We start from the raw sequence: 22300 nt of genomic DNA, 5'->3' as shown, positions 1-22300 counted from the left end.
ATGGGAAATAGCCCAGTAAAAACTTGGTCTATTGGTCTGCAGCATGTACTGGCAATGTATGCTGGTGCTGTACTTGTACCATTAATTGTTGGTGGAGCATTAAATCTTTCTTTTGAACAACTTACTTATTTAGTATCTATTGATTTATTGACATGTGGAATTGCTACATTGCTGCAAGTTTGGAAAAATAAGTTTTTTGGCATTGGTTTGCCAGTTATGCTGGGATGTACCTTTACTGCTGTATCACCGATGATTGCAATTGGCGTACAGCATGGAGTTACGGCAATTTATGGAGCAATCATTGCTTCTGGGATTTTTATTGTCATTATTTCTTCTGTTTTCAGTAAATTAGTAAAATTTTTCCCTCCCATTGTTACTGGTTCTGTTGTAACAATTATTGGATTAACATTAATTCCTGTCGCAATCAATGATATGGCAGGGGGCCAAGGCAGCGAGAACTTTGGGGATCCTAAAAATTTGATTTTAGCATTTAGCGTATTAGCTTTTATTCTTTTATTAAATAAATTTGCAACTGGCTTTTTAAAAACAATTTCTATTCTAGTTGGATTAGTTGCTGGAACAATTGTTGCAAGTATGCTGGGTATGGTTGATTTCTCAAAAGTTGGTGAAGCATCATGGTTTCATGGCATTAAGCCGTTTTATTTCGGTGCTCCTACTTTTGAACTTTCGTCCATTATTACTATGATTTTAGTCGCGATTGTCAGCTTAATCGAATCCACTGGGGTTTACCTTGCTTTAGGAGATATTACAAAACAAAAAGTAACAGAAAAGGATTTAGCAAGAGGCTATCGTTCAGAAGGGCTTGCTTCTGTATTAGGAGGAATTTTAAATTCTTTCCCATATACGGCATATTCTCAAAATGTTGGTTTAGTGCAATTAACAGGCGTCAAAACAAAAAATGCCATTTTTGCAGCTGGTACAATCCTTGTTATATTGGGATTCTTGCCAAAAGTAGCGGCTATTACTACATTAATTCCAACTCCAGTACTTGGAGGAGCTTCTCTTGCCATGTTTGGAATGGTTGTAGCGTATGGTGTGAAAATGTTAAGCCAAGTTGATTTTAATAAACAAGGCAATTTGCTTATCTTGGCATGCTCTGTTGGTATGGGTTTAGGCGTAACAGTTGTTCCGGATCTTTTTATAAAGTTGCCAGAAACTGTCCGCATTTTAGCGCAAAGTGGAATTGTAGCAGGCAGTTTTACAGCGATTGTATTAAATATATTATTTAATATGGTACCAAATTTCCAAAGAAAAGCAGTGCAGCCAGAAGTGAGCGAACAGAAAGCATCATAAAAAATAAAGGTCTGTCCCTTTGTATGCGGGGATAGGCCTTTATTTTTCCAAAATACTCCTCATATTTTGTCATCAATCTCTGATGTATCTACATTGCTCCCGAACCATTCTTCTAATTTTGTTTTCGCCTTTGACTTTATATCATCATCTATATACATGGCTGCTTGCAGGAGGGCAATTCCGAGCACTCCTAAATCATCTGTAAAGCCAAAACCTGCAGCAACGTCAGGAATAAGGTCAAGAGGCAGAATGAAATAACCCAATGCGCCAATGATTATTGCTTTTGTTTTTGCAGGAACTTCTGGTTTTTGCAAGGTGAAGTATAAAAGTAATACAGCATATACAACAGCAGAGCCCGCCTTTTTTGCATATCTTTTTAATTTAGTCCAAAATTTTTCATCGGAATAATGTTTTTGGTTCGCTTCTAGTTCTTTGTTTAATTCTTCTGGAGACTTTTCGATTGGTAAATCCTCCTTTTGATTGATATTAATTTATAATTTTACCAGAATCGGAAGAAGAGTATTGTCGATTTTTGTCGAAAAATAGCTATATAGAAAAAAACTGCACCAAAAGGCGGTAAAAATGCAACAATATAGATAAAAATTGCACCGATATGGAATAAAAATGTAGCAAATTTAACCTAATATGCTTCTAAGTTTCTCAAGAGCTCCCTTTTTCCACCATTTTACGGCAGATAGAGAGACTTTTTCTTTTTCTGCAATTTCCTTTATTGTCCACTGATAGATTATCGTATAAATAACCCATTTTGTTTGGCAATCTGTCAGCGTTTTGCATAGTTGGCGGATGGCATATTCCTCCTCTTTATAGAGTTCCGGGCTTTCTATATAAGACCAGAATTCTTCTTCTGGATGAACATAGCGTTCTTGATCTTTTGTCCGTTTCTTTAGTTCATCTAAAAATCTGCCGCGCATATGCTTGTAAAGATAGCTGCTGTATTGCCCTTTGTCTGAATGAAAGGTATGGGCAGTCTCCCAAATGCTGATCAACCCTATTTGAATAAATTCTTCTTTGTTTTTATAAATAGAGAGCTTTTGGATCATATGGTAGATCATTGGTGTATATTGTTCGATTAAAATTTCTATATTGGATTCGTACATGCTTCTTTTCCTTTTAGAAAAGCACTTTTCTTTTTTATTCCTAGGTGCACTTTACTTTATAGGAAAAAATAGGGGGAAGCGAAAGAAGAAACAATAGGATTGGAAGGAAAAAGGAGGGGGAAATGAGTGAAATCGGGTTTAAACTTAATAGAAAGCAGCTTTATTGTTTCTGTTTTAGTATATTGCTTTTCTATTTTGGCTAGTTATTTTTAGTTTTTTTTAATATCAATTTTTTTGCAAAAATTGCCGTCCCCCAATAAAAAACAAGCTGCAAATAATGTACAGCTTGTTTCTATCCAGTTAAAAATCAGTTTCTGCATATTCCTTTTCGTATTTATTTCCAAGTTCATCGGTGTATGTCAGCTTATACAAGTAATCTTTGTCATCAGAAATTTTTTTATAATAGTTTATGTTCGATCCCTTTGTTAGAGGAAATTTTTTATAATCCACTTTGCTTTTAGAAGGCAGATTATATACAGTCAATTCTAATGTTGTATTCTCATCTATAGTTGTAAGGATATTTAAGCCTTTGTAATAAGCTTTATCGCCAGGTACCCCAGTAATTTCTTCCCTCGTTAGCCAAGTTGGTTGATCTGCTGAAAGCGAGCCTTTGACGATTTTTTTGTTTCCAACAGCATTAACAGCTGTTATTTCATAAAAATAGCCTTTTGCATATCCATAATAGTCCTTATTTGTGCTGCCATCTCAACTGAATTTGCTGATTCCTGGATTTTGAAGTTTGTTATTTTGGATGATTTTAACTAATTCATTGTTTGAATCCAATATATTGATAGTAATAGCAGCATTATGCGAGATGCGGTAAAATACATCTATTTTCTGCGGATTATTGTAGTCGTACTGAACGATGGCTGGTGCTTTTATGGCAATAGGCTCAAGACCAACAATTAATTTAGCTGTTTGGGTGGTTGTTTGTTTATATTTATCCACTAATGTAAACTTCAGCTGGTAGGTTCCATCATTCAGGATTTTCCCGTTTTTATCTGTTCCGTCCCAATTCATAGATTGTGCACCTTGGGCCACTTGTTTTTGCATGGACTCAACAGGTACGCTGCCATTATATATTTCTAATTTAGCAGTACCATCTTTAGAAGCAGTAAATGGAATGGTCAGATTTCCTTTTGTTTTATAGTAAAAAGTTGGATTAACGGTTATTATAGGTTTTTGCCAATTTTGAATTGTAAATAGACTGCCCTTTTTTTTGATAATATTCCCAACTTTATCTTTTGCTTCGTAATAATAATAATATTTTCCTTCAGGAACAATGGTGTTTTTATCTGTTCGTCCATTCCAGTAAAATAGAGTTTTTCCTGCTTTGATTATTTTGCTGGCAGTTATTTTCGTTACAGTGGTGCCTTTGTCTGTTTTGATAAAGACGCTGACTTCTGCTTGTTCTGTCAATTCCATAGTAGCTGTTTGCTGTTTTTGGCCATCTAGTTTAAAAATGGAAAAAGCAAGTTTTTCTTTTACATCTGGCCCCTTTGTATCCACAATCATTTTCAGTTTTTTAGGGTCAGCCTTCTGTTTGTGCATGTCGACAGCAGATAAGAAAAGTTGATAAGTGCCGTCTGGTACTACATTATTGCTATTGTTTTTTCCATCCCATGTTAAAGGATGATTCCCTTTAGCAAGTGATTTCTGAGATAGGAGGGTTTTCACTGTTTTTCCTTTGCTGGCAGTTATTTTTGCCTCTACTTTGGCACTTTTATTCAAGTTGAAACTAGTGGTGCCTTTGTTTTTTATTGCCGGTGAAAAACTAATGGATGAACTGCCGCTAATGGTGACAATAGGTTTAATTTCATTAATTACTTTTATTTCTTTGGTTTGATGGACTGTTTCTTTCCCATTTGTTGCTTTTACAACTAGTGTATATTTGCCGTCAGCTGCAAAATCATTCTTATCATCTTTTCCGTCCCATGAACTAGACAATTTGCCTCCATTCCAAGTTTTATTGGAAATAATTGTTCGAATGGTTTTTTTCTGTGAATTTTCGATTCTGGCCGTTACTTTTGTTCCTTTATAAATAGGAACAGAGAACTTCAACTTATTATTTCCTTTTATTTTATATATAGTGTCTACAGATAAAGTGCCAAAAGGAGCTGGAGTGTTTTTCACTGCTTTTTCCGCATCAATGCGGCCATATCCAAATAAATAATCCCATCCATTAGCTCCAAGATCTTTTGTCGATTTAATCAAAATATTCTTTACATCTGTTGCAGATAAAAGTGGATTTTTCGATAATACAAGTGCTGCTGTTCCAGATACAATAGGGGTTGCCATGGAAGTTCCGGACATATACCCATATTTATTGTTCGGAACAGTAGAATAAATATCATCACCAGGAGCTGAAATATCAATAGAACTCCCATAATTGGAATAATAGGAGCTGTGGTCACTTTCATCTGTAGCAGCTACTGAGATAACCGAATCATATCCTGCTGGATAATAGTTTTTTGAACTTGCATCATTTCCAGCAGCTGCAATTAACACGACTCCTTTTGATGCGGCATATTGAATAGCGTATGCTTCTGCATAGGCATAGTATTTACTGCCAAAACTCATATTGATGATATTTGCTCCCTTATCTGCTGCATAGATTAGCCCAGTTGCTTCATCATATGTATCTGCAAATTCCCCATCAAAAATATCAACAGGCATAATGTTAACATTTGGAGCGACTCCAACTGTGCCTTTATTGTCATTGGCAGCTGCAAGAATGCCGGCTACATGTGTTCCATGACTGCTTGGAGTAAGAGAATTCCCGCCAGTTACTGCATTATAAGGATTTGTAATTCTGCCTTTGAATTCAGGGTGTCCTGTCTGCATCCCAGCATCAAGTACAGCAATCGTAATAGCAGAAGAGCCTTTTGTTGTGTTCCAAGCTTTTTCGGTATTAATCTTTTTTAAATACCATTGTTTATTGTAATTAGAATCTTTAGGTGTATAGGAAGCTTTAATTTTATAGTTTGGTTCGACAAACTCAATTTCTTTCTTTTTTAGCAGTGTGTCTGCCAATGTTTTTAAATCTTCATCTGATGTGGTTTTAACAAGAGAGAATCCTTTTAGATAGGAATCTTCCTTTAGACGGGCAGCTAATAATATTTCCCATCTCTTTTTTTCACTGACATTTTTTTTGAATTTAATGACCAGTTCTTTTGCGTTAAAGTCCTTTTTTGCATCAAATAATTCTTTTGTATTAAATTTAGAAATTTTGCTTTCTACTTCCATTTCTTCTGCAGATACACTTGATGAAAAAATCAATAATACTACGAAAAAAAATAATCCCATAATTTTTTTCATCTGCACTCGTCCTCTACTTTTAATAGCCAAACTTATTTACATAGATTAGTATATAGGGTTTTTTGGAGAAAGTAATATATTTAAAACTAATAGAAGTGAAATTTTAGCTAGGGGTAAAAAGAGGGGAGTATAAAGATGAAGCAATGCATCAAGGAATTATAAAGTTGTATCATTTATTAAGTTTAATGGGTACAGAACTGATTATAAGCGGCATGAAACCAGAAATGACTCAAAATAGTATCAATATGAAAAAATTTTCAAATATATCAATTGCATTTTATTCTTCTGTAAAAGAGGTGCTGAATATAATAGGAAAATAAGGAGGAGGCTTTTCTAAGGCCTTTTTTTGTTGGATATAATCAGATTTTTTCTAGTTTGTAGAATCTGATAATAAGTAAAACGGGTGTAAAGCGCTATCTTTTCGGAGAGCGATAGATACCGTTATTTTCTTTTTATTTTTTCGGTTAAATAGATGACAACCACCGTCTTCTTTAGTATCATAAAAATTTGTGTGAAATAATTTTCGGATGATTAATTTAGTTGATTTGGATATGTATTTTATTGGATATTAAATAGATGGAGAAATAATAAATGTATCACGCATTAATGGGATTTTGTCCCTTTCCTGTAGATTTTAAGAGAAGATGAGAAATGCTAGAGGGAGGATAACTTGCTTGTAGAGGCCTGATTGAAGGATCACTTTATTATTTAAGATAATTAATATTTAGAAATAATATATTCCATGCATATTTGTGTTAAATTTTTAAATTCGACTGATACTTCCACTTTGTGGGAATAAAATACTTGCACACGAAAATACAACTAGGAGGAGTTTTGGTTTTGTCAATCGTTATTGGGATTTTGGGGATTTTTATTACACTGGCAGTCGCATTTATTCTTTCAAATGATCGCAAGAATATCAACTACAGAGCAATTATTATTCTAATGGTGCTCGAGTTTATTGTTACGATTATTATGTTTAAAACAACAGCTGGCCTTAAAATAATTGAATCTGTATCGAATGGTGTTTCTGATGTATTAAACTATGGATATGAAGGCGTTAATTTTGTAACAGGTGGACTAGTTCCAGAAGGCTCCAGCGTGTTTTTTATCAATGTATTAATGCTTATTATTTTTACATCTACTCTATTATCTTTATTGACACATATAAGAGTACTGCCTTTGGCGATTAAATATATTGGGGGAACGTTGGCGAAAATAACTGGTCTTTCCAAGGTTGTTACGTTTAACAGCATAAATTCTATCTTTTTTGGACAATCAGAATCATTGCTTGCTATTAAATCACATTTAAATACAATGAATGCAAATAAGTTATTTGTTGTCTGCACTTCTGCAATGGCATCTGTTTCGGCATCCATTATGGGGGCATATATAAATATGATTCCGGCAAAATATGTGCTGGTTGCGATGCTTTTAAATTCTTTATCCTCTCTTATTATAGCAACTTTAGTCGCTCCTATTAAAAAGAATGAAGATGAAACAATTAATATTAAAGAGGTATCCAATTCGAATTCTGTTTTTGGAGCCATTTCGGCAGGTGCTTTAGACGGTGGAAAAGTAGCTTTAATTGTTGCGGCAATGCTTGTGGCATATGTTGGATTGCTTGCATTAATTAATGGATTTTTTAACAGTATTTTTGGTATGAGTTTTACTGAAATGCTTGGCTATATTTTTGCACCAGTCGCTTGGATCATGGGAATTCCTGCAAATGAAATGGTTACAGCTGGTTCTGTAATGGGAACAAAACTTGCGGCAAATGAATTTGTGGCAATGCTTCAGTTCCAAGAGCTGATTCCAAGTTTGTCAGAAAAAACGGTCGGCATTGTTTCCACCTTTTTAGTATCATTCGCTAATTTCGCAAGCATCGGCATTATCTCTGGTTCCATTCAAGCCATTAATGGAGAAAAGGCTGACATTGTTGCAAAATTTGGTTTGAAAATGCTTCTGACAGCAACATTAGCTTCGGTGTTGACTGCGACAGTTGTTGGATTGTTTATATAGGTAATGAAAGGAGACTGGGCATCTGCCTAGTCTTTTTTTATTATCTGTATAAAAAATCATGCGCTGCAGAGTGCTGTGGAGCAATGGGCAGAAACAGCAAAATAAAAATGATGCTGTTATTCTTGCTCTTTCGTTAGGTTATTTACTTCAATTTTACCAATACTATAAAAGTAAATTGCTTAGCAAAGGAGAAATAAAGAATGAAAATATTAGGCATCTTTCTTATGATTCTATTTTGTTCCGTATCCCTAGTCATATTATTAGATCTTTCCATGAATTTTAGCCTCTCACAATCTTTATCTCATCTAATAAATCCATTCCGGGTAATGGATGCAGGAGAATATGTGATGTTGACAGGACTTTTTCTAATTGTTATTAGCCATCAAATTATAATGATTATAAAAAGTAAATCGAATCGTTCTAACTAGAATTTTTTGTGAATCTTTTGCGTAGAAAGGAAATGAGCAATAGGATTAAAGGAATAATTAGTATCATTGGTATATGCATAGAATAGATCATTTCCTTTCCTTCATTTAAATGTTCTACAAAATTAGAAGCCATGTTTAGCGATAAATAGATGACAATGGTCCCGACTGGCAATACAATTCGATGATGGCTTTTTAGTTTAAATAAGTCCGTAATTCCAATAATTGCAACATATATAAAAATAGATGCTTTAAAAAACACGGTAATCAATAGAGTAAACACCACAAGAGCATCAAGCCTTTGTATAAAATCCAGCAAATTAACCTTGCTGACTGTTGCTAAAGTGGGAAATGTAGCATTTTTCATTCCTTCTACTCCAAGAACAGAGATATTTAAACTAACAGTCCAGCTTAAGGCAATTCCACTTAATACTAAAGCTGAAAGCCAGACCTTTTTTACGTATTTTGGTTTATTTAATAAAGGGAGAAGTATTGTAAATGCGATCATTTCTCCAAATGGAAAAATAATTGTCTCAGGGAAAACAGTGGTTAAAACTGGTTTCCATCCATTTTCAAGGAAAGGAAGCAAATTATGAAAATCTACATTTCCTGAAACCAAAACAAAAAAATTTCCTGCCAGTCCAAAAAAGACTAAAATAACAATAAATACTTCAGAGGTCCTTGCAAGCACTTCTATTCCCATATACAGGACATAGCAGATTGCAAGGACTAAGGGAATGGCGATGGCTAATAATGGTGTTTGAGTTAAAGTTGTTGTTGCAAGTAAAGCACTGATATCCCGAATGTTTCTAGCAGCAATATACAAGAAGTATAAAACATATAGAAAACCTATCGTCCATCCTAGATGCTTGCCGAGAATTTTTCTTATATAGCCTGTGAGAGGAAGCTTTGGATACTGTCGAAATAATAAATAGTAGATAAAAAATAAGACCGCGCCGACTCCCATTGATAAAAGAGTAGCAAGCCAAGCATCCTTTCCAGCTGTTATGCCATAGCTAATAACTAAAGCAGTTCCCATCTCAAATATAAACATCATTGAAAATAGTTGGATGACACTAATCTTTGCTTTCTCCATTGTCTACACTATATCTCCTATCTTTAGAGTGCATATGCATTATATTAAATTAATTAGAATAGCTTTTAGACGTGCCAGCTTTTTATACTAATCGGTATGACCACTAATGCTGATTGTTTTTTTCTTAAAGGTTTTTTTTATAAAAGAAATAATTAGCAAAAGAAGGGGGATAACCATCAGCATCGGTACATGCAAATAATAGGATAGTTGCTTTCCTTCTTCTAAGTGTTCGGAAAAATTGGAAGCCGTGTTTAGTGATAAATAAATGACTACGGTCCCGATTGGCAGCACAATTCGATGATGGCTGTCCAGTTTAAACAAATCTGCAATGCCTATAGCAGCAGCGTATAGATAAATGGAAGCTTTAAAAAATACGGTAATCAATAGGGTAAACACTATAATGGCATCAAGCCTTTGTATAAAATCCATCAGATTAATCTTGCTTACCGTTGATAATGTAGGAAATGTTGCTCTTTCGGTTACTTGGACTCCAAGAACAGCGATATTTAAACTAACAGTCCAGCTTAAGATAATGCCACTTGACAATAAGGAGGAAAGCCAAACTCTTTTTGCATATTTCGGTTTGTTCAATAAGGGAAGCAGCATGGTGAATACAATCACTTCTGCAAAGGGAAACGCGATTATTTCTGGAAAAGCTGTAGTTAAAATTGGCTTCCATCCATGTTCAAGGATTGGCAGCAAATTATGAAATTCTACATTTCCAGAAACCAAGGCAAGAAAATTCCCTACAATTCCAAATAAAAATAAAATGACAATAAATACTTCGGAAGTTCGAGCCAATACTTCTGCTCCCATATATATTACATAGCAGATTGCAAGAACCAATGGGATGATGATAGCCATCAATGGTGTTTCTTTTAGAGTAGATGAAACTAATAAGTCGCCGAGCTCCCGCAAGTTTCTAGCAGCAATATACAAAAAGTAAATGATATAAATAAAACCGATCATCCATCCTAAGTATTTGCCAAAAATTTCTCTTATATAGCCTGTGAGGGGAAGTTTTGGGTATTGCCGAAATAAGGAGTAGTAGATAAAAAATAAGATAATTCCCCCTCCCATTGACAGGAGAGATGCAATCCATGCATCTTTTCTTGCTGTTATGCCATAGCTGATAACTAATGCAGTTCCCATCTCAAAAATAAACATCATCGCAAATAGTTGAATAACACTAATTTTGGCTTTCTCCATTGTCTAATAGATGTCTCCTATCTTTAAAGCATGTAAGTAAAAATCGAGCTAACTAGTATTTATTGTTAGAAGAAAGCTGTTTTTTTTACAAGGGTCTAGCTGGTTTTTTCTTCTTGAAGAACTTTTTTATGTAAGCAACAATCAGCATAACAAGCGGTATAATAATTGTAAGCGGCAGATGCAGATAAAATGCTTCCAACTGACCTTCTGCTGAATGTTCCGGAATATTTGAAGATGTTGCCATTGATAAATAAATAACAATAACCCCAATAGGAAACGTAATACGATAATGATTTTTTAGCCCAAATAAATCTGTGATTGCAATAACAGCCACATAGATATAGATAGATGCTTTAAAAAATACTGTGATCAGCAGCGTAAATACAACTATTGCATCAAGTCTTTGTACAAAGTCCAACAGATCTATTTTTCCAACTGTGGCTAAAGTAGGAAAAGTCGCTCTTTCCGTTACTTCTACACTAAGAACAGCAATATTTAAACTGACGGTCCAGGATAAAATCAAGCCGCTTGATATTAAAGCAGAAAGCCAGACTTTCTTTACATATTTCGACTTATTTAAAAGTGGGAGCAGCATGGTAAATGCAATCATTTCTCCGAATGGGAAAGTGATTGTATATGGAAAAATAGTATCTAAAATAGGTTTCCAGCCATCTTCAAGAAAAGGACGCAAATTATGAAATTCCACATTTCCAGATACTAATACAAAAAAGTTTCCTGCAATGCCGAATAAAAATAAAATCACAATAAATACTTCAGAAGTTCTTGCCAATACTTCGATGCCCATATAAAGCACATAACAAATTGCAAGAACCAATGGAATGATGATTACAACTAGTGGTGTTTCTTGTAAAGTAGATGAAACAAATAAGTCGCCAAGTTCGCGAATGTTTTTTGAAGAAACATGCAAAAAATAAAGAATATATAAAAAACCAACTGCCCATCCTAAATATTTGCCGAAAATTTCTCTGCTATAACTTGTCAGAGGCAATTTAGGATATTGCCGAAATAAGAGGTAGTAGATGAAAAAAAGAATAATCCCTGCAGCCATAGACAAAAGGATTGCAAACCATGCGTCTTTTTTGGCAGAAATTCCATAGCTTATAACTAATGCAGTCCCCATATTAAACATAAACATCATAGCAAATAATTGTATAACGCTTAATTTAGCCTTCTCCATATATGAAATCCCTCCTTTCTGTAAAAGACTACTTACTAGAAGGATTCATTCGCATGCCTGTTCGACGGATATATGCGTCAACATTGATATTTACTTGCACTTCAGGAAATACTTCTTCATCCCACGTGTCAGCAATTTTTTTCCATAACTTTTTATCTTTAATGTTGACGTACTCATCAAAGCCTAAAAAATCACTTTTTTCTTTCTGAGCCAATTCTACGGTTAATTGAATTTCTTTTTTTATCTCCTTTTCCATTTGTTTTTCCAGCTGCTCTATTTTTGCTGAGTGTGAAAGGTCAACAGGGACAAGGGTTTCAGAAATGGTTCCTTCAGCATTAACAAAGATGTTTATTATGGGCTGATTTTTTTTAATTTTAATTTTGATTGTTGTTTGGGCTCGATTGACCTCAATAGCAATTGCATTTTTTTTTTCATCAGAATCAAGAGTTAGGATAGTTTTTTTCATTTCATCCATAATCCATGTAGTTCCCCGTGCTTCATTTTGTTCCAGCCAATTCTCAAGTTTTCCATCTTTAAAAAGGCTAAGGCCCCCTATTTCTATACTTGCTGCAGGAGATATTTGCTGAATATTTTCTCCTTTATTGCCTTGTTCTTTTTCGCCTTTAATTTGAACCCCTGAGACAACGAAGTTTCCACCCTTCAGTTCTTCAATTAATTGATCCGCATGAACACTGATATACTCTCCCCATTCACTTTGTGAGGTTTCCAAATTGTCTACTATCGAATCAGAAGGAATGGGATTAAGTGACGTGGTTACTTGAAGAATATTTTTTGCCGGTGTGTCTTTTGCAATCAGAACAGGGAAAAGCAGACGGAAATTTGAATCCCTTTCAATTAAATCGAATAAGTTTTGAATGCCCTCTGTAGCAACTTCTTCACTTAATATCATTACCTGAATATGAGGATAGAAAAGTTGCCCTGGTGCCATTGGCGAAATTTTCCGAAGTGCCTCTGCAAGCGTACTGCCTGAGCCGGAAAAAGTTCTTACCGGAGTTGCTTGTACTTTTCCTCCTTGTTCTCCGCCAGAAACTTGTGATGGATTAATAATTTGAATAGTTGCGAGATATCTATTTTCAGCACTATCATCTTTATCGATGGCAATGCCAGATATAATGCTGAGTTTTTGCAGTTCTCTGCTATCCCAACATCCAGCTAAAAATAGGAAATTACTGCATATTAAAAAAATCAAAAATATATTACGTTTCATTAGTATCACTCTTAGGCTTATTATTTGCTTTCTTCTCTTTTCTCTCCGTAGGGCCCAAATCAGCAGTCCCCTCCACTCTATTTGCATTCCCTTTATTTATTAAGCGAGGACGCTTCGTCATAAACGGCAAAGGTAGGCGGATAATTGTATCCTTTAGATCTGCTATGATAATAGGAGAAAATGGAGCTAAATATGGTATTCCAAATGATCGCAGGCTGCAAGTGTGTGCAACCAATACAATTACTCCTATCCCAATTCCAAAAAGGCCATAAGTTGCAGCCAATATCATAAAGCTGAAACGAAGCAGCCGCGTTGCATCCGTCATGGCATAATGAGGAATGGTGAAACTGGCAATGGCTGTTGCTGCCACAACAATAACCATTGCACTTGACACAATTCCAGCAGAAACCGCTGCATCACCCAATACTAACGCACCGACGATGGAAACAGCCTGGCCAACTGGCCGAGGCATCCTTACACCCGCTTCACGTAACACTTCAAAGGTAAATTCCATCAATAATGCTTCAATAATAACCGGAAAGGGAACATTCTGGCGTTGTGCTGCGAGATTAATCAATAAAGGTGTTGGAATCAACTCCTGATGAAAAGATAAAAAGGCAATAAAAAGTGACGGACCAAGCAAGGTTATCATAAAGGATAAGATTCTAATTAACCGCAAAAAACCAACAATAGACCAGCGCAAGTAATAGTCTTCTGCTGTTTGAAAAAATTGAATCCACGTCGCAGGCAAAATTAAAGGATTTGGAGTTCCATTAACAAAAATAACAACCCTTCCTTCTAGTAAATTTCCAGCAACGACATCTGGTCTTTCTGTTACAAACATGGTGGGCCAAGGAGTAGCCATTTTATCGGAAATCCATTCTTCAATCGTACTTGAGCCAAACACGTCATCTACCTTTATTTTATCCAGCCGTTCTCGGACTTCCTGAAGAAGCTTGTTATTGACAATGCCATTAATATACATAATGCCAATTTCCGTTTGAGTAATGTCTCCGATTTCTCTTGTTTCCAGCCATAGATCAGGTGTTTTAATTCTGCTTCGAATTAAAGAAGTATTAGTAATAAGCGATTCTGTAAAACTGTCTCTAGGCCCTCTGACGGAAGGTTCTGACAAAGGCTCTGAGATAGACCTTAGTTCTCCACCTTGAGCTGCACATGCAATTGCCTGGTTGCATTCATCAATTAAAATGATTGTTTGGCCTGATAGAAGCAAAAGAAATAGTTTTTTCCAATCTTTTACTTCTACTACATGTGTTATTGCTAATAGATGTTCTTTAATATAGATGCCTATTTGTTCTGAGGGAGGAATTTTTTCATTTTCAGCGATATTTATATCATCCATAAGCCGTTCAATAATAAAGGAGCCCATAATTTGTTTATCTGCTAGACCATTTATATAAAGCGTAGCAACTTTTTTTGAAAAAGGTTTTCCTAGTTTAAATTCTCTTAAAGTTAAATCACTGCTATTTCCTAGCGCTTGCTTGATATTTTTAATATTGATATTTACATCTGTACTCAATTCTTTTGAAATAGAATCTAATTCTAAATCGACATATTCTACTGTTTTTTTGTTTTTTGTAAATATTCGGCTCCATGAACTGTTCATAGTTTGATACTCCATTATATGTGATTATGATATATTCATTTAAATCGTCTTTATAATAATTTCCCATAATTCCTAATTTATGCATATTGGATAAAGCAGATTCATATGAGATTTTATTTGATTTAGATGCACATTTGCGCATTAAAAGAAGTATTCATTTTAATAATAGGAAATATTTCTCAGCGTGTCGCAAAAGTTTCATCGTAAAAGGTCAGGCTGAACCCTGTTGTTAAATAGGTTGATTGGATCGGAATCAACCAACTCATTCAAAAGCTCTAAACTTTGAAAAAAATAGCCTTTAGAAAATAGATGATAATAATTAGGAAAGAATAAAATATTTTTAGGATGGAGAGAAGCATGTATGTATAACAAAGTAGAATCTTTAGATTAAATGCAGTTATTGAAGCAGCCCGGGCAGGAGAAAAGGGAAAGGAATTTGAAGTTGTTGCGAATGAAATCCGCAAATTTTCGAAGGAAACAGCTATATCTACTCAAACGATAAACAATACAATGTCTCAAATAAAAGATGCGACAAACCTAATTAATCAGTCAGTTGAAAAAATTGCATCTATTGGACAAATACAAGCGAAATCGATTGAACAAACCTCTATGTTGATGGAAGAAATTCAGCAGATGGCTAAAAAGTTAAATGATTTTGCGAGCAAGCTATAAAATATAGTTAAGAAGCCTGAAAAAAAGGCTTCTTTTTTATTATAGAGTATAGGCTATTTAGAAAAGGAAAGGAATAAAAATACTTTTTCTCCGTAAAGGAGGAAAGCGGCGGAAAATACGTAAACGTTTACTTTTTTGTTTGAATCATATTGATTTAGCTGAAATAGGATGATATATTTGTTGTGTAAACGTTTACTTTCGAGGGTGAAGAAAATGAATGCAACAATAAAGGATATTGCAAAAATAGCGAATGTTTCGACAGCAACAGTTTCTAGAGTATTAAACAATGCTGGCGGATACAATGAAACAACCAGAAAAAAGATAATGGATATAGCAAATAAACTAGGCTACAGAAGAAATGAAATGGCAAGAAGTCTAGTGCAAAATTCCAGCAATATAATAGGTGTTATCATGCCCAATGCTGCTACTATTTTTTACGCTGATATTGTAAACGGTATCGAGAGTATGGCGCATACAAATGGATATAGCGTAATTTTATCTCATTCAGGTGTTAATGGTAATCGGTTTAATGAATGCATGGATATAATGGCCGCAAGAAAGGTAGATGGTTTGGTGATTGTTACTGTTGAATTGAATACTGAACAAGTCAAATTGGCTGAGTCGCTAAACATTCCCTTTATTCTACTATCTACTGACACACCTGATAATGAAGCACCATATATAAAGGTAAACGATTTTGATGCAGCTTATGCTGCTACTGAATTTTTAATCATAAATGGACATACAAAGATTGGGCTGGCAGGAGTTGACCCGAATGATAGGGTGGCAGGAATGCCTCGCATAGAAGGATATAAAAAGGCTTTGGAAGATAATAGGATAAAGTTCCATTCCTATATGGTCAAATTTGGCGACTTCAGTTTCTATGCTGGAAAAGAAGCCATGAAGGAATATTTAAAAGAGAATATATTAGTAACTGCTGTTTTTGGAGTAAGCGATGATGTAGCATTAGGAATTATTTCTGCAGCATATGATCATGATTTAAAAGTTCCTGAGGATTTATCTGTTATAGGCTATGATAATACAAGAGTTGCTGAAATGTCCATACCACCTTTAACATCCATTAGTCAGCCTTTTTTAGAGATGGGAGAAGAGGGTTGCCAAAGAGTAATTGAAGCTATTCATAGTAAAAAGGGCATTTCTTCTAAAATCATTTCCTATAGTTTAGAAATTAGAGAATCGGTAAAAAAAATAATGTGATAGTATAACTTTTTTTGAATGCTACGTAAACGTTTGCGTAGTCAAAGGAAATGGTATAATTTTCGAATAAATTAGCAGGGATACTGAGATTTAAAAAAATCAATGAATAAGAATTAATAGGCAGTTCATCACTAAAAAATAAAATCACAGGAAGAAGTGAGTTATATATGGAAAAGAAATGGTGGCAAACATCTGTTGTATATCAAATTTATCCAAGAAGTTTTCAAGACAGCAATGGTGATGGGATTGGAGATTTAAGAGGAATTATCAACCGGTTAGATTATTTGCAGACATTGGGGATAGATGTGATTTGGTTAAGTCCTGTGTATAAGTCTCCTAATGATGACAATGGCTATGATATTAGCGACTATCAAGATATTATGGATGAATTCGGAACAATGGAAGACATGGATGAATTAATTGCAAAAGCAAATGAAAAACAAATAAAAATTGTGATGGATTTAGTAGTCAATCACACATCTGATGAACATAAATGGTTTGTCGAAGCGAAAAAAGGCAAAGAAAATCCTTATCGCGATTATTATATTTGGCGTGATCCAGTAGAAGGGGATGTGCCAAATGCCTTAAAGTCAACTTTCAGTGGATCTGCTTGGGAATATGATGAAGCAAGCGGCCAATATTTTCTGCATTTATTTAGCAAAAGACAGCCAGATTTAAATTGGGAAAATAAAAAAGTGCAACAAGAAGTTTGGGATATGATGAACTTTTGGCTGGAAAAGGGTGTTGGCGGATTCCGAATGGATGTTATTGATTTAGTTGGTAAAGTACCTGATCAAGAAATTACTGGAAACGGACCAAAATTGCATGAGTATTTACAGGAAATGCATCAAAAAACTTTTGGGAATTATGATGTATTAACAGTTGGAGAAACATGGGGGGCTACACCAGAAATTGCAAAACTATATTCGAATCCAGAAAGAAAAGAATTGTCTATGGTTTTTCAATTTGAACATATTGGATTAGATCAACAAGAAGGAAAAGAAAAATGGGATTTAAAACAGCTGGATTTGGGAGAATTAAAGAAAATTCTAGCAAAATGGCAAACTTCCTTAGGCAATGAAGGATGGAATAGTTTATTCTGGAATAATCATGATCTTCCGCGAATTGTATCACGTTGGGGAAATGATCAAAAATACCGCAATGAAAGTGCGAAAATGTTCGCTATACTGCTGCATTTAATGAAAGGCACTCCTTATATTTATCAAGGAGAAGAAATAGGGATGACAAATTGTCCTATTTCAGATATTAGCGAAGTAAATGATATAGAAAGCATTAATATGTATAATGAACGATTAGAAGAGGGGTATTCAAAAGAGGAGATTATTGAGTCCATTAATGCAAAAGGCAGAGATAATGCAAGAACACCGATTCAGTGGGATAATACAGTAAATGCAGGATTTACAACAGGTACACCTTGGCTGCATATTAATCCGAATTATCCAGACATTAATGTCAAAAATAATTTGGAAGACCCAAACTCTATCTTCCGCTGCTACCAAAAATTAATTCAATTAAGAAAAAATAATCCAATTGTAGTATGGGGAGAGTTTGCATTAATTGAAAATGCACCAGAAGAAATTTTTGCATATCGCCGAACCTATGAAGGAGAAAATTGGGTGGTTATTGCCAATTTTAGTGATAAAGAAAGAACAATCAGCTTGCCGGAATATGGAGAAAGCCAAGATATTATTATCAATAACTATCAGAGAGAAAGTGTTCAATTTGACAATATCTATTTAAAGCCATATGAAACATTTGCGGCAAAAGCATAAGTGCCTATAAAAAAGCAACTTACAGCAGTGAAAAAAAGAAAGATTGCTGTAAGTTGCTTTTTTTATATGTAGATAGTAATAAAAATTGGAGATTTAAACTGCTTGAGTTATGAGAATGTAAGAAAATAAAAAAAGATCCAAAACATCTTATGAGTGAGTGTGGTAGATGCTTTGGATTTATAGTTCCATCCTACTTTTATTTTACCTATGTATACCTTAAAAATTTCTTAAAAACAGATGATTATCTGATTATTTTTCAAAAAATAATCCAATAGACCTATAAAAGTTTAAAAATTAAGTAGAGTAGATAATATTTTAAAAATACCAGGAAATATAGTATGTTTAAAAAAAGGGAAATCAGACTATTTTGTTGTGATGTTTGTTGATGTTTTTCAAAATCCAAGAGATATTGAGTGTTTAAAGGATGCTGAAATATTTAAAGAAAATGATATCGATTTAGTGCTGGCAGTGGGTGAGGGGCAATGTTTCCAAATCGATATCCATGTGGAAGCAATGAGAAAAATTATTTCTAATTTGCTAAAGGCTTATAAAGATGGCAGCAATTTAAAGGCTTGTTTGGAAATGCTAGAGGGAAGTTTGTTTGCTAGCATGTGCTTTGGTTCAGCAGAGTTTGCATAAAACCAATTTGATTCCTTTGCAAATGAAAAAAAATTTTTTCTTAATATAGAATATCTTGGAAAATAAAGGCTAACTTATTGACATAATCTAAATGAGAATATAATATAACGTTATAGAACGTTATATTATATTCTTTGGGGATGATAAAAGAATATAAAAAATTTAGATGGGCAGAAAATTGCCCGTAAATTTTGATTGAAACTTCATTTTATTTGGACAGAAATCCATTTCAAACAAGCTATTAACTTTTTACAAATAAGGCTCTGATAAATTTTCCTGTGGATTTCTGCGGGCGGTCCAGAAGCCTCTTATCAATAAAAGGTCTTAAAATCAACAATAAGCTTTAACATAGCCAAAAACAAAAGGAGGGGTAACTTGCTGAATAGTGAAAGTTCTATTCCTTTATATTTACAGTTAAAACAATCGATTATGGATGATATTAATAATAGTATTTATCTTCCAGGTGAAAGACTGCCTACTGAACCAGAATTATGCGAAAAGTATAACGTCAGTCGGATAACAGTCCGAAAAGCTGTATTGGATTTAGTGGAAGAAGGTTATCTGCTCAAACAGCAGGGAAAAGGAACTTTTGTTAAACATTCTAAAGTCAAAAGAGAATTAGTGGCGGTTAATGGTTATTCTGAATATATGATTTCAGCTGGAATTACTCCACAGCCTCAAATTATTTCGCACTCTATTAAAGAAGCGGACAAGGAAATGGCGGAGAAACTGAATATCCCGTTAGATAGCCAGGTTTTAGAACTGAAAAGATTGCTATATTTTAATAATGAGCCGTTATCTTATGAAAATTCCACTTATTCATTAGAATTATATCCAAATTTAGTTAAGCTTGTTCATGAAAATGCATCCATGCATAAAATTCTTAAAGAGCACTATGAAGTCATCCCTGCATATAATAATAAAGTTCTAAACGTTATTTTTGCGGAGAAAGAAACAGCTGAATATTTAAAATGCAATGTGCGTGATTCTCTTTATGAGATTGAGAAAATTGCCTTTGATGCCAACCAAATGCCTATTTATCATTCCATCCTTTACTATATAACTAGTCATGTTAGTTTTACTATTACAAGTGAATTTCAGGTGAAGAATTAATCAAGCATGATGTAGAGATGGAAGGGTAGACATATTAGTACTTATAATATAATATTATATAACAAGTACTAATAAATAGGAGCAATGGAATATGAAATTAAATAATGACAGTAAGCTTCCTTTATATTTTCAGCTAAAGCAGGTTATTAAAGAAGATATAAAAAGAGAAAAATATAAGTCAGGAGAAAAATTGCCTACTGAAGCAGAATTATGTGAAATTTATGGAGTAAGCAGGATCACGTCAAGAAGAGCCATCAAAGATTTGGTGGAAGAAGGAATACTACATAGTCATCAAGGAAAGGGCATTTATGTTAAATCGATGAAGGAAAAGCGAGAGTTGATTTCTGCAGGCGGCTTCTCTGAACTAACCATATCTTCAGGAAAAAGGCCAAGTTCTCAAATACTTTCAAGCATAATTATTAATATGGACGAGGAACTTGCCGGAAAATTTAAACTCCCTATTGGTGAACGCGTATTAAATCTGCACCGTTTGCTGTTTATCGAAGATGATGAGCCTTTTATAATTGAAACATCTTATTTTCCTCTTGTTTATTTTCCGAATCTTGAAAGGCATATAGGAGAATCAACCTCTACGTATAGTATTTTAAAAGAAAGATATAATACTGATATTACACGTTCCTCTAAAATTCTAGAAGGGATTTCAGCATCTGCTTATGAAGCAGAATTATTTAAATGTGATGCTGGAACTGCTCTTTTTTCTATTGAAAAACTAAGCTTTGATCAGCAGGATAGAGCTGTTCATTTATCGACCTCTCTGTTTATGACGAATAAGGTTATTTTTACCATTGATGCAGAACAAAATAAATAATTAGTAAAAAATCATGTCTAATTTAGAAGGCGTGATTTTTTTATTTTAAAGTTCTATTTCTAGCCATTTTCAAAATAAATTGACGGTTAAAATTAAAATGATATATATTAATATATAATAAAATATAATAAATTTTAATGTTGGATAGGGGGATATGATGAAGATTATAGGTATTGGCGATAGTGTAGTGGATTTTTATAAACATGAGGGGCTCATTTATCCTGGGGGAAATGCAGTCAATGTTATAGTATCAGCAAAACGAAATGGTGCAAAAGAGAGTGCGTACTTAGGCATAGTAGGAAATGATGGAGAAGGAAAGCATATTTTAGAGTCGTTAAATTCAGAAAATATAGATATTAGTAGAGTCCGCAAAGTTTATGGTCCTACTGGAGAAGCGATTATTTCGCTTACCGAGGATGGGGATCGCCAATTTATTGGGACAAATCGAGCAGTTAGAGTGCAATCTTTGCTTTCTCTGCGCCTTAACCAAGAAGATATGGATTTTATTGATGCTTATGATCTGATTCATACAAGTATTAACAGCGATTTGGAGAATGAATTGCCAAAACTTGCTCATAAAGATATATCTTTTGATTTTTCTACTACTGATCGTTGGAATAATGACTATTTAGAGAAAGTATGCCCATTCATTCATTATGCATTTTTCTCAGGAAGCGATATGTCTTTAAAAGAAATCTATGAATTGATAGAGCAAGTCCATGATTATGGAGTAGAAATCGTTGGGATTACAAGAGGTGAAGATAATGCTGTTTTTTCCCGCAATGGAAAAATTTATAAACAAAATCCTCTGCCAACCAAATTAGTGGATACAATGGGTGCAGGCGATTCCTTTATTGGTGGTTTTCTTGCAGCATATCATGAGGGAAAAGATATGGAACATGCATTGTATGTTGCTGCTCAATCTGCTGCCATGACATGCGAATGTTCTGGAGCTTTTGGTTATGGGAAAAAGAAGGAAGAAAGCAATAAAATTGTATTATAGTTAGCAAAAGGAATGTGAGGTGCTGCGTGTGTGGCGCCTTATTTTTAATTTTAGGGATTTAGTCAAAGATATTAAAAAATTGGTTAAGTAAAATTCTATAATCAAAATCAATGAAAAGCCCTTTTGTAATCTAATGGCACAGTGTATTTCTTCTTAATTGCATGGGAATTTAAGGTTGTGTAATAAAATATAACATTATATGTTATAAAAAGATAAAAAAGCTATTGACTGCAACTATTTATGATTATATATTTATATATAACAATACATAACAAATAGAAGTGAAGATTAGGTTGTAAATAGGGAGTGGTTTTGCTTTTTTTAAAAAACTGAATATTTATATTTTTAAAAATAATAACATGCAAACAAGGATGTGAGAGGCGATTTTAAAAATTAAAGAATAGCAAATGATAGATACAATTATATTTTTAAAAAGAATTTGTCGAAATATTTACTTTGAAAATTTTTCAAAAGAAAT

19 protein-coding genes are annotated in these 22300 nt (G+C 34.0%); 11 read left to right on the top strand and 8 right to left on the bottom strand.

Annotation, left to right across the window (positions count from 1 at the left end; genetic code table 11):
• On the top strand, positions 1-1314 hold the full coding sequence (locus tag NCCP28_RS14460) for a nucleobase:cation symporter-2 family protein (RefSeq protein ID WP_248562106.1): 1314 nt from the start codon (positions 1-3) through the stop codon (positions 1312-1314).
• A gap of 59 nt (positions 1315-1373) precedes the next feature.
• Here the strand turns inward: NCCP28_RS14460 and NCCP28_RS23845 are convergent, their stop codons facing one another.
• The 3 genes from NCCP28_RS23845 to NCCP28_RS14445 form a co-directional block, all read right to left on the bottom strand.
• Complete coding sequence (locus tag NCCP28_RS23845; RefSeq protein WP_375709407.1) at positions 1374-1628, bottom strand: YkvA family protein; 255 nt, start codon at positions 1626-1628, stop codon at positions 1374-1376.
• 321 nt (positions 1629-1949) lie between these two features.
• Positions 1950-2432, bottom strand: a complete 483-nt coding sequence (locus NCCP28_RS14450) for a sigma-70 family RNA polymerase sigma factor (protein ID WP_248562105.1) — start codon at positions 2430-2432, stop codon at positions 1950-1952.
• 705 nt (positions 2433-3137) lie between these two features.
• The gene (locus tag NCCP28_RS14445) at positions 3138-5750 is read right to left on the bottom strand and encodes a S8 family serine peptidase (protein WP_248562104.1); all 2613 of its coding nucleotides are present in this window, start codon (positions 5748-5750) and stop codon (positions 3138-3140) included.
• 164 nt (positions 5751-5914) lie between these two features.
• Between NCCP28_RS14445 and NCCP28_RS14440 the strand changes: the two genes are divergently transcribed.
• From NCCP28_RS14440 to NCCP28_RS14430, 3 genes are all read left to right on the top strand, one after another.
• The gene (locus tag NCCP28_RS14440; RefSeq protein WP_248562103.1) at positions 5915-6070 is read left to right on the top strand and encodes a hypothetical protein; all 156 of its coding nucleotides are present in this window, start codon (positions 5915-5917) and stop codon (positions 6068-6070) included.
• Between the two features lie 520 nt (positions 6071-6590).
• Complete coding sequence (locus NCCP28_RS14435) at positions 6591-7772, top strand: NupC/NupG family nucleoside CNT transporter (protein WP_248562102.1); 1182 nt, start codon at positions 6591-6593, stop codon at positions 7770-7772.
• Positions 7773-7972: 200 nt separating this feature from the next.
• Positions 7973-8200 (top strand): YczF family membrane protein, encoded by a 228-nt coding sequence (locus NCCP28_RS14430; protein WP_248562101.1) that lies wholly within the window; start codon positions 7973-7975, stop codon positions 8198-8200.
• Here the strand turns inward: NCCP28_RS14430 and NCCP28_RS14425 are convergent.
• The 5 genes from NCCP28_RS14425 to NCCP28_RS14405 form a co-directional block, all read right to left on the bottom strand.
• Positions 8193-9293 (bottom strand): GerAB/ArcD/ProY family transporter, encoded by a 1101-nt coding sequence (locus NCCP28_RS14425; RefSeq protein ID WP_248562100.1) that lies wholly within the window; start codon positions 9291-9293, stop codon positions 8193-8195. The genes NCCP28_RS14430 and NCCP28_RS14425 overlap by 8 nt on opposite strands.
• 87 nt (positions 9294-9380) lie before the next feature.
• Positions 9381-10502 (bottom strand): GerAB/ArcD/ProY family transporter, encoded by a 1122-nt coding sequence (locus NCCP28_RS14420; RefSeq protein WP_248562099.1) that lies wholly within the window; start codon positions 10500-10502, stop codon positions 9381-9383.
• Between the two features lie 85 nt (positions 10503-10587).
• On the bottom strand, positions 10588-11700 hold the full coding sequence (locus tag NCCP28_RS14415; protein ID WP_248562098.1) for a GerAB/ArcD/ProY family transporter: 1113 nt from the start codon (positions 11698-11700) through the stop codon (positions 10588-10590).
• A gap of 28 nt (positions 11701-11728) precedes the next feature.
• Positions 11729-12928, bottom strand: coding sequence for a Ger(x)C family spore germination protein (locus NCCP28_RS14410; protein ID WP_248562097.1), 1200 nt, complete (start codon positions 12926-12928; stop codon positions 11729-11731).
• Positions 12918-14555 carry a spore germination protein gene (locus NCCP28_RS14405; RefSeq protein ID WP_248562096.1) on the bottom strand — a complete coding sequence of 546 codons (1638 nt, stop codon included), beginning with the start codon at positions 14553-14555 and terminating at the stop codon, positions 12918-12920. Before NCCP28_RS14405 ends, NCCP28_RS14410 begins: the two co-directional genes overlap by 11 nt.
• A 378-nt stretch (positions 14556-14933) precedes the next feature.
• On the opposite strand from NCCP28_RS14405, the gene NCCP28_RS14400 reads away from it, so the two are divergent.
• From NCCP28_RS14400 to NCCP28_RS14370, 7 genes are all read left to right on the top strand, one after another.
• On the top strand, positions 14934-15227 hold the full coding sequence (locus tag NCCP28_RS14400; protein WP_282579578.1) for a methyl-accepting chemotaxis protein: 294 nt from the start codon (positions 14934-14936) through the stop codon (positions 15225-15227).
• Positions 15228-15440: 213 nt separating this feature from the next.
• Complete coding sequence (locus NCCP28_RS14395; protein WP_248562095.1) at positions 15441-16445, top strand: LacI family DNA-binding transcriptional regulator; 1005 nt, start codon at positions 15441-15443, stop codon at positions 16443-16445.
• Between the two features lie 167 nt (positions 16446-16612).
• Entirely contained in the window at positions 16613-18238 is a 1626-nt protein-coding gene (locus NCCP28_RS14390; RefSeq protein WP_248562094.1) for a glycoside hydrolase family 13 protein, read from the top strand.
• 372 nt (positions 18239-18610) lie between these two features.
• Entirely contained in the window at positions 18611-18877 is a 267-nt protein-coding gene (locus NCCP28_RS14385; RefSeq protein ID WP_248562093.1) for a hypothetical protein, read from the top strand.
• A gap of 375 nt (positions 18878-19252) precedes the next feature.
• The gene (locus NCCP28_RS14380) at positions 19253-19990 is read left to right on the top strand and encodes a GntR family transcriptional regulator (RefSeq protein ID WP_248562092.1); all 738 of its coding nucleotides are present in this window, start codon (positions 19253-19255) and stop codon (positions 19988-19990) included.
• A gap of 91 nt (positions 19991-20081) precedes the next feature.
• Positions 20082-20819 carry a UTRA domain-containing protein gene (locus tag NCCP28_RS14375; protein ID WP_248562091.1) on the top strand — a complete coding sequence of 246 codons (738 nt, stop codon included), beginning with the start codon at positions 20082-20084 and terminating at the stop codon, positions 20817-20819.
• 154 nt (positions 20820-20973) lie between these two features.
• Positions 20974-21822 carry a PfkB family carbohydrate kinase gene (locus tag NCCP28_RS14370; RefSeq protein ID WP_309296634.1) on the top strand — a complete coding sequence of 283 codons (849 nt, stop codon included), beginning with the start codon at positions 20974-20976 and terminating at the stop codon, positions 21820-21822.
• Positions 21823-22300 lie beyond the last annotated feature (478 nt).

This window comes from Niallia sp. NCCP-28 (genome assembly GCF_023168165.1).
Lineage (GTDB): Bacteria > Bacillota > Bacilli > Bacillales > Cytobacillaceae > Niallia.
Note: the sequence above shows the minus strand (reverse complement) of the source record. Positions and strands in the feature narration are given on the sequence as shown.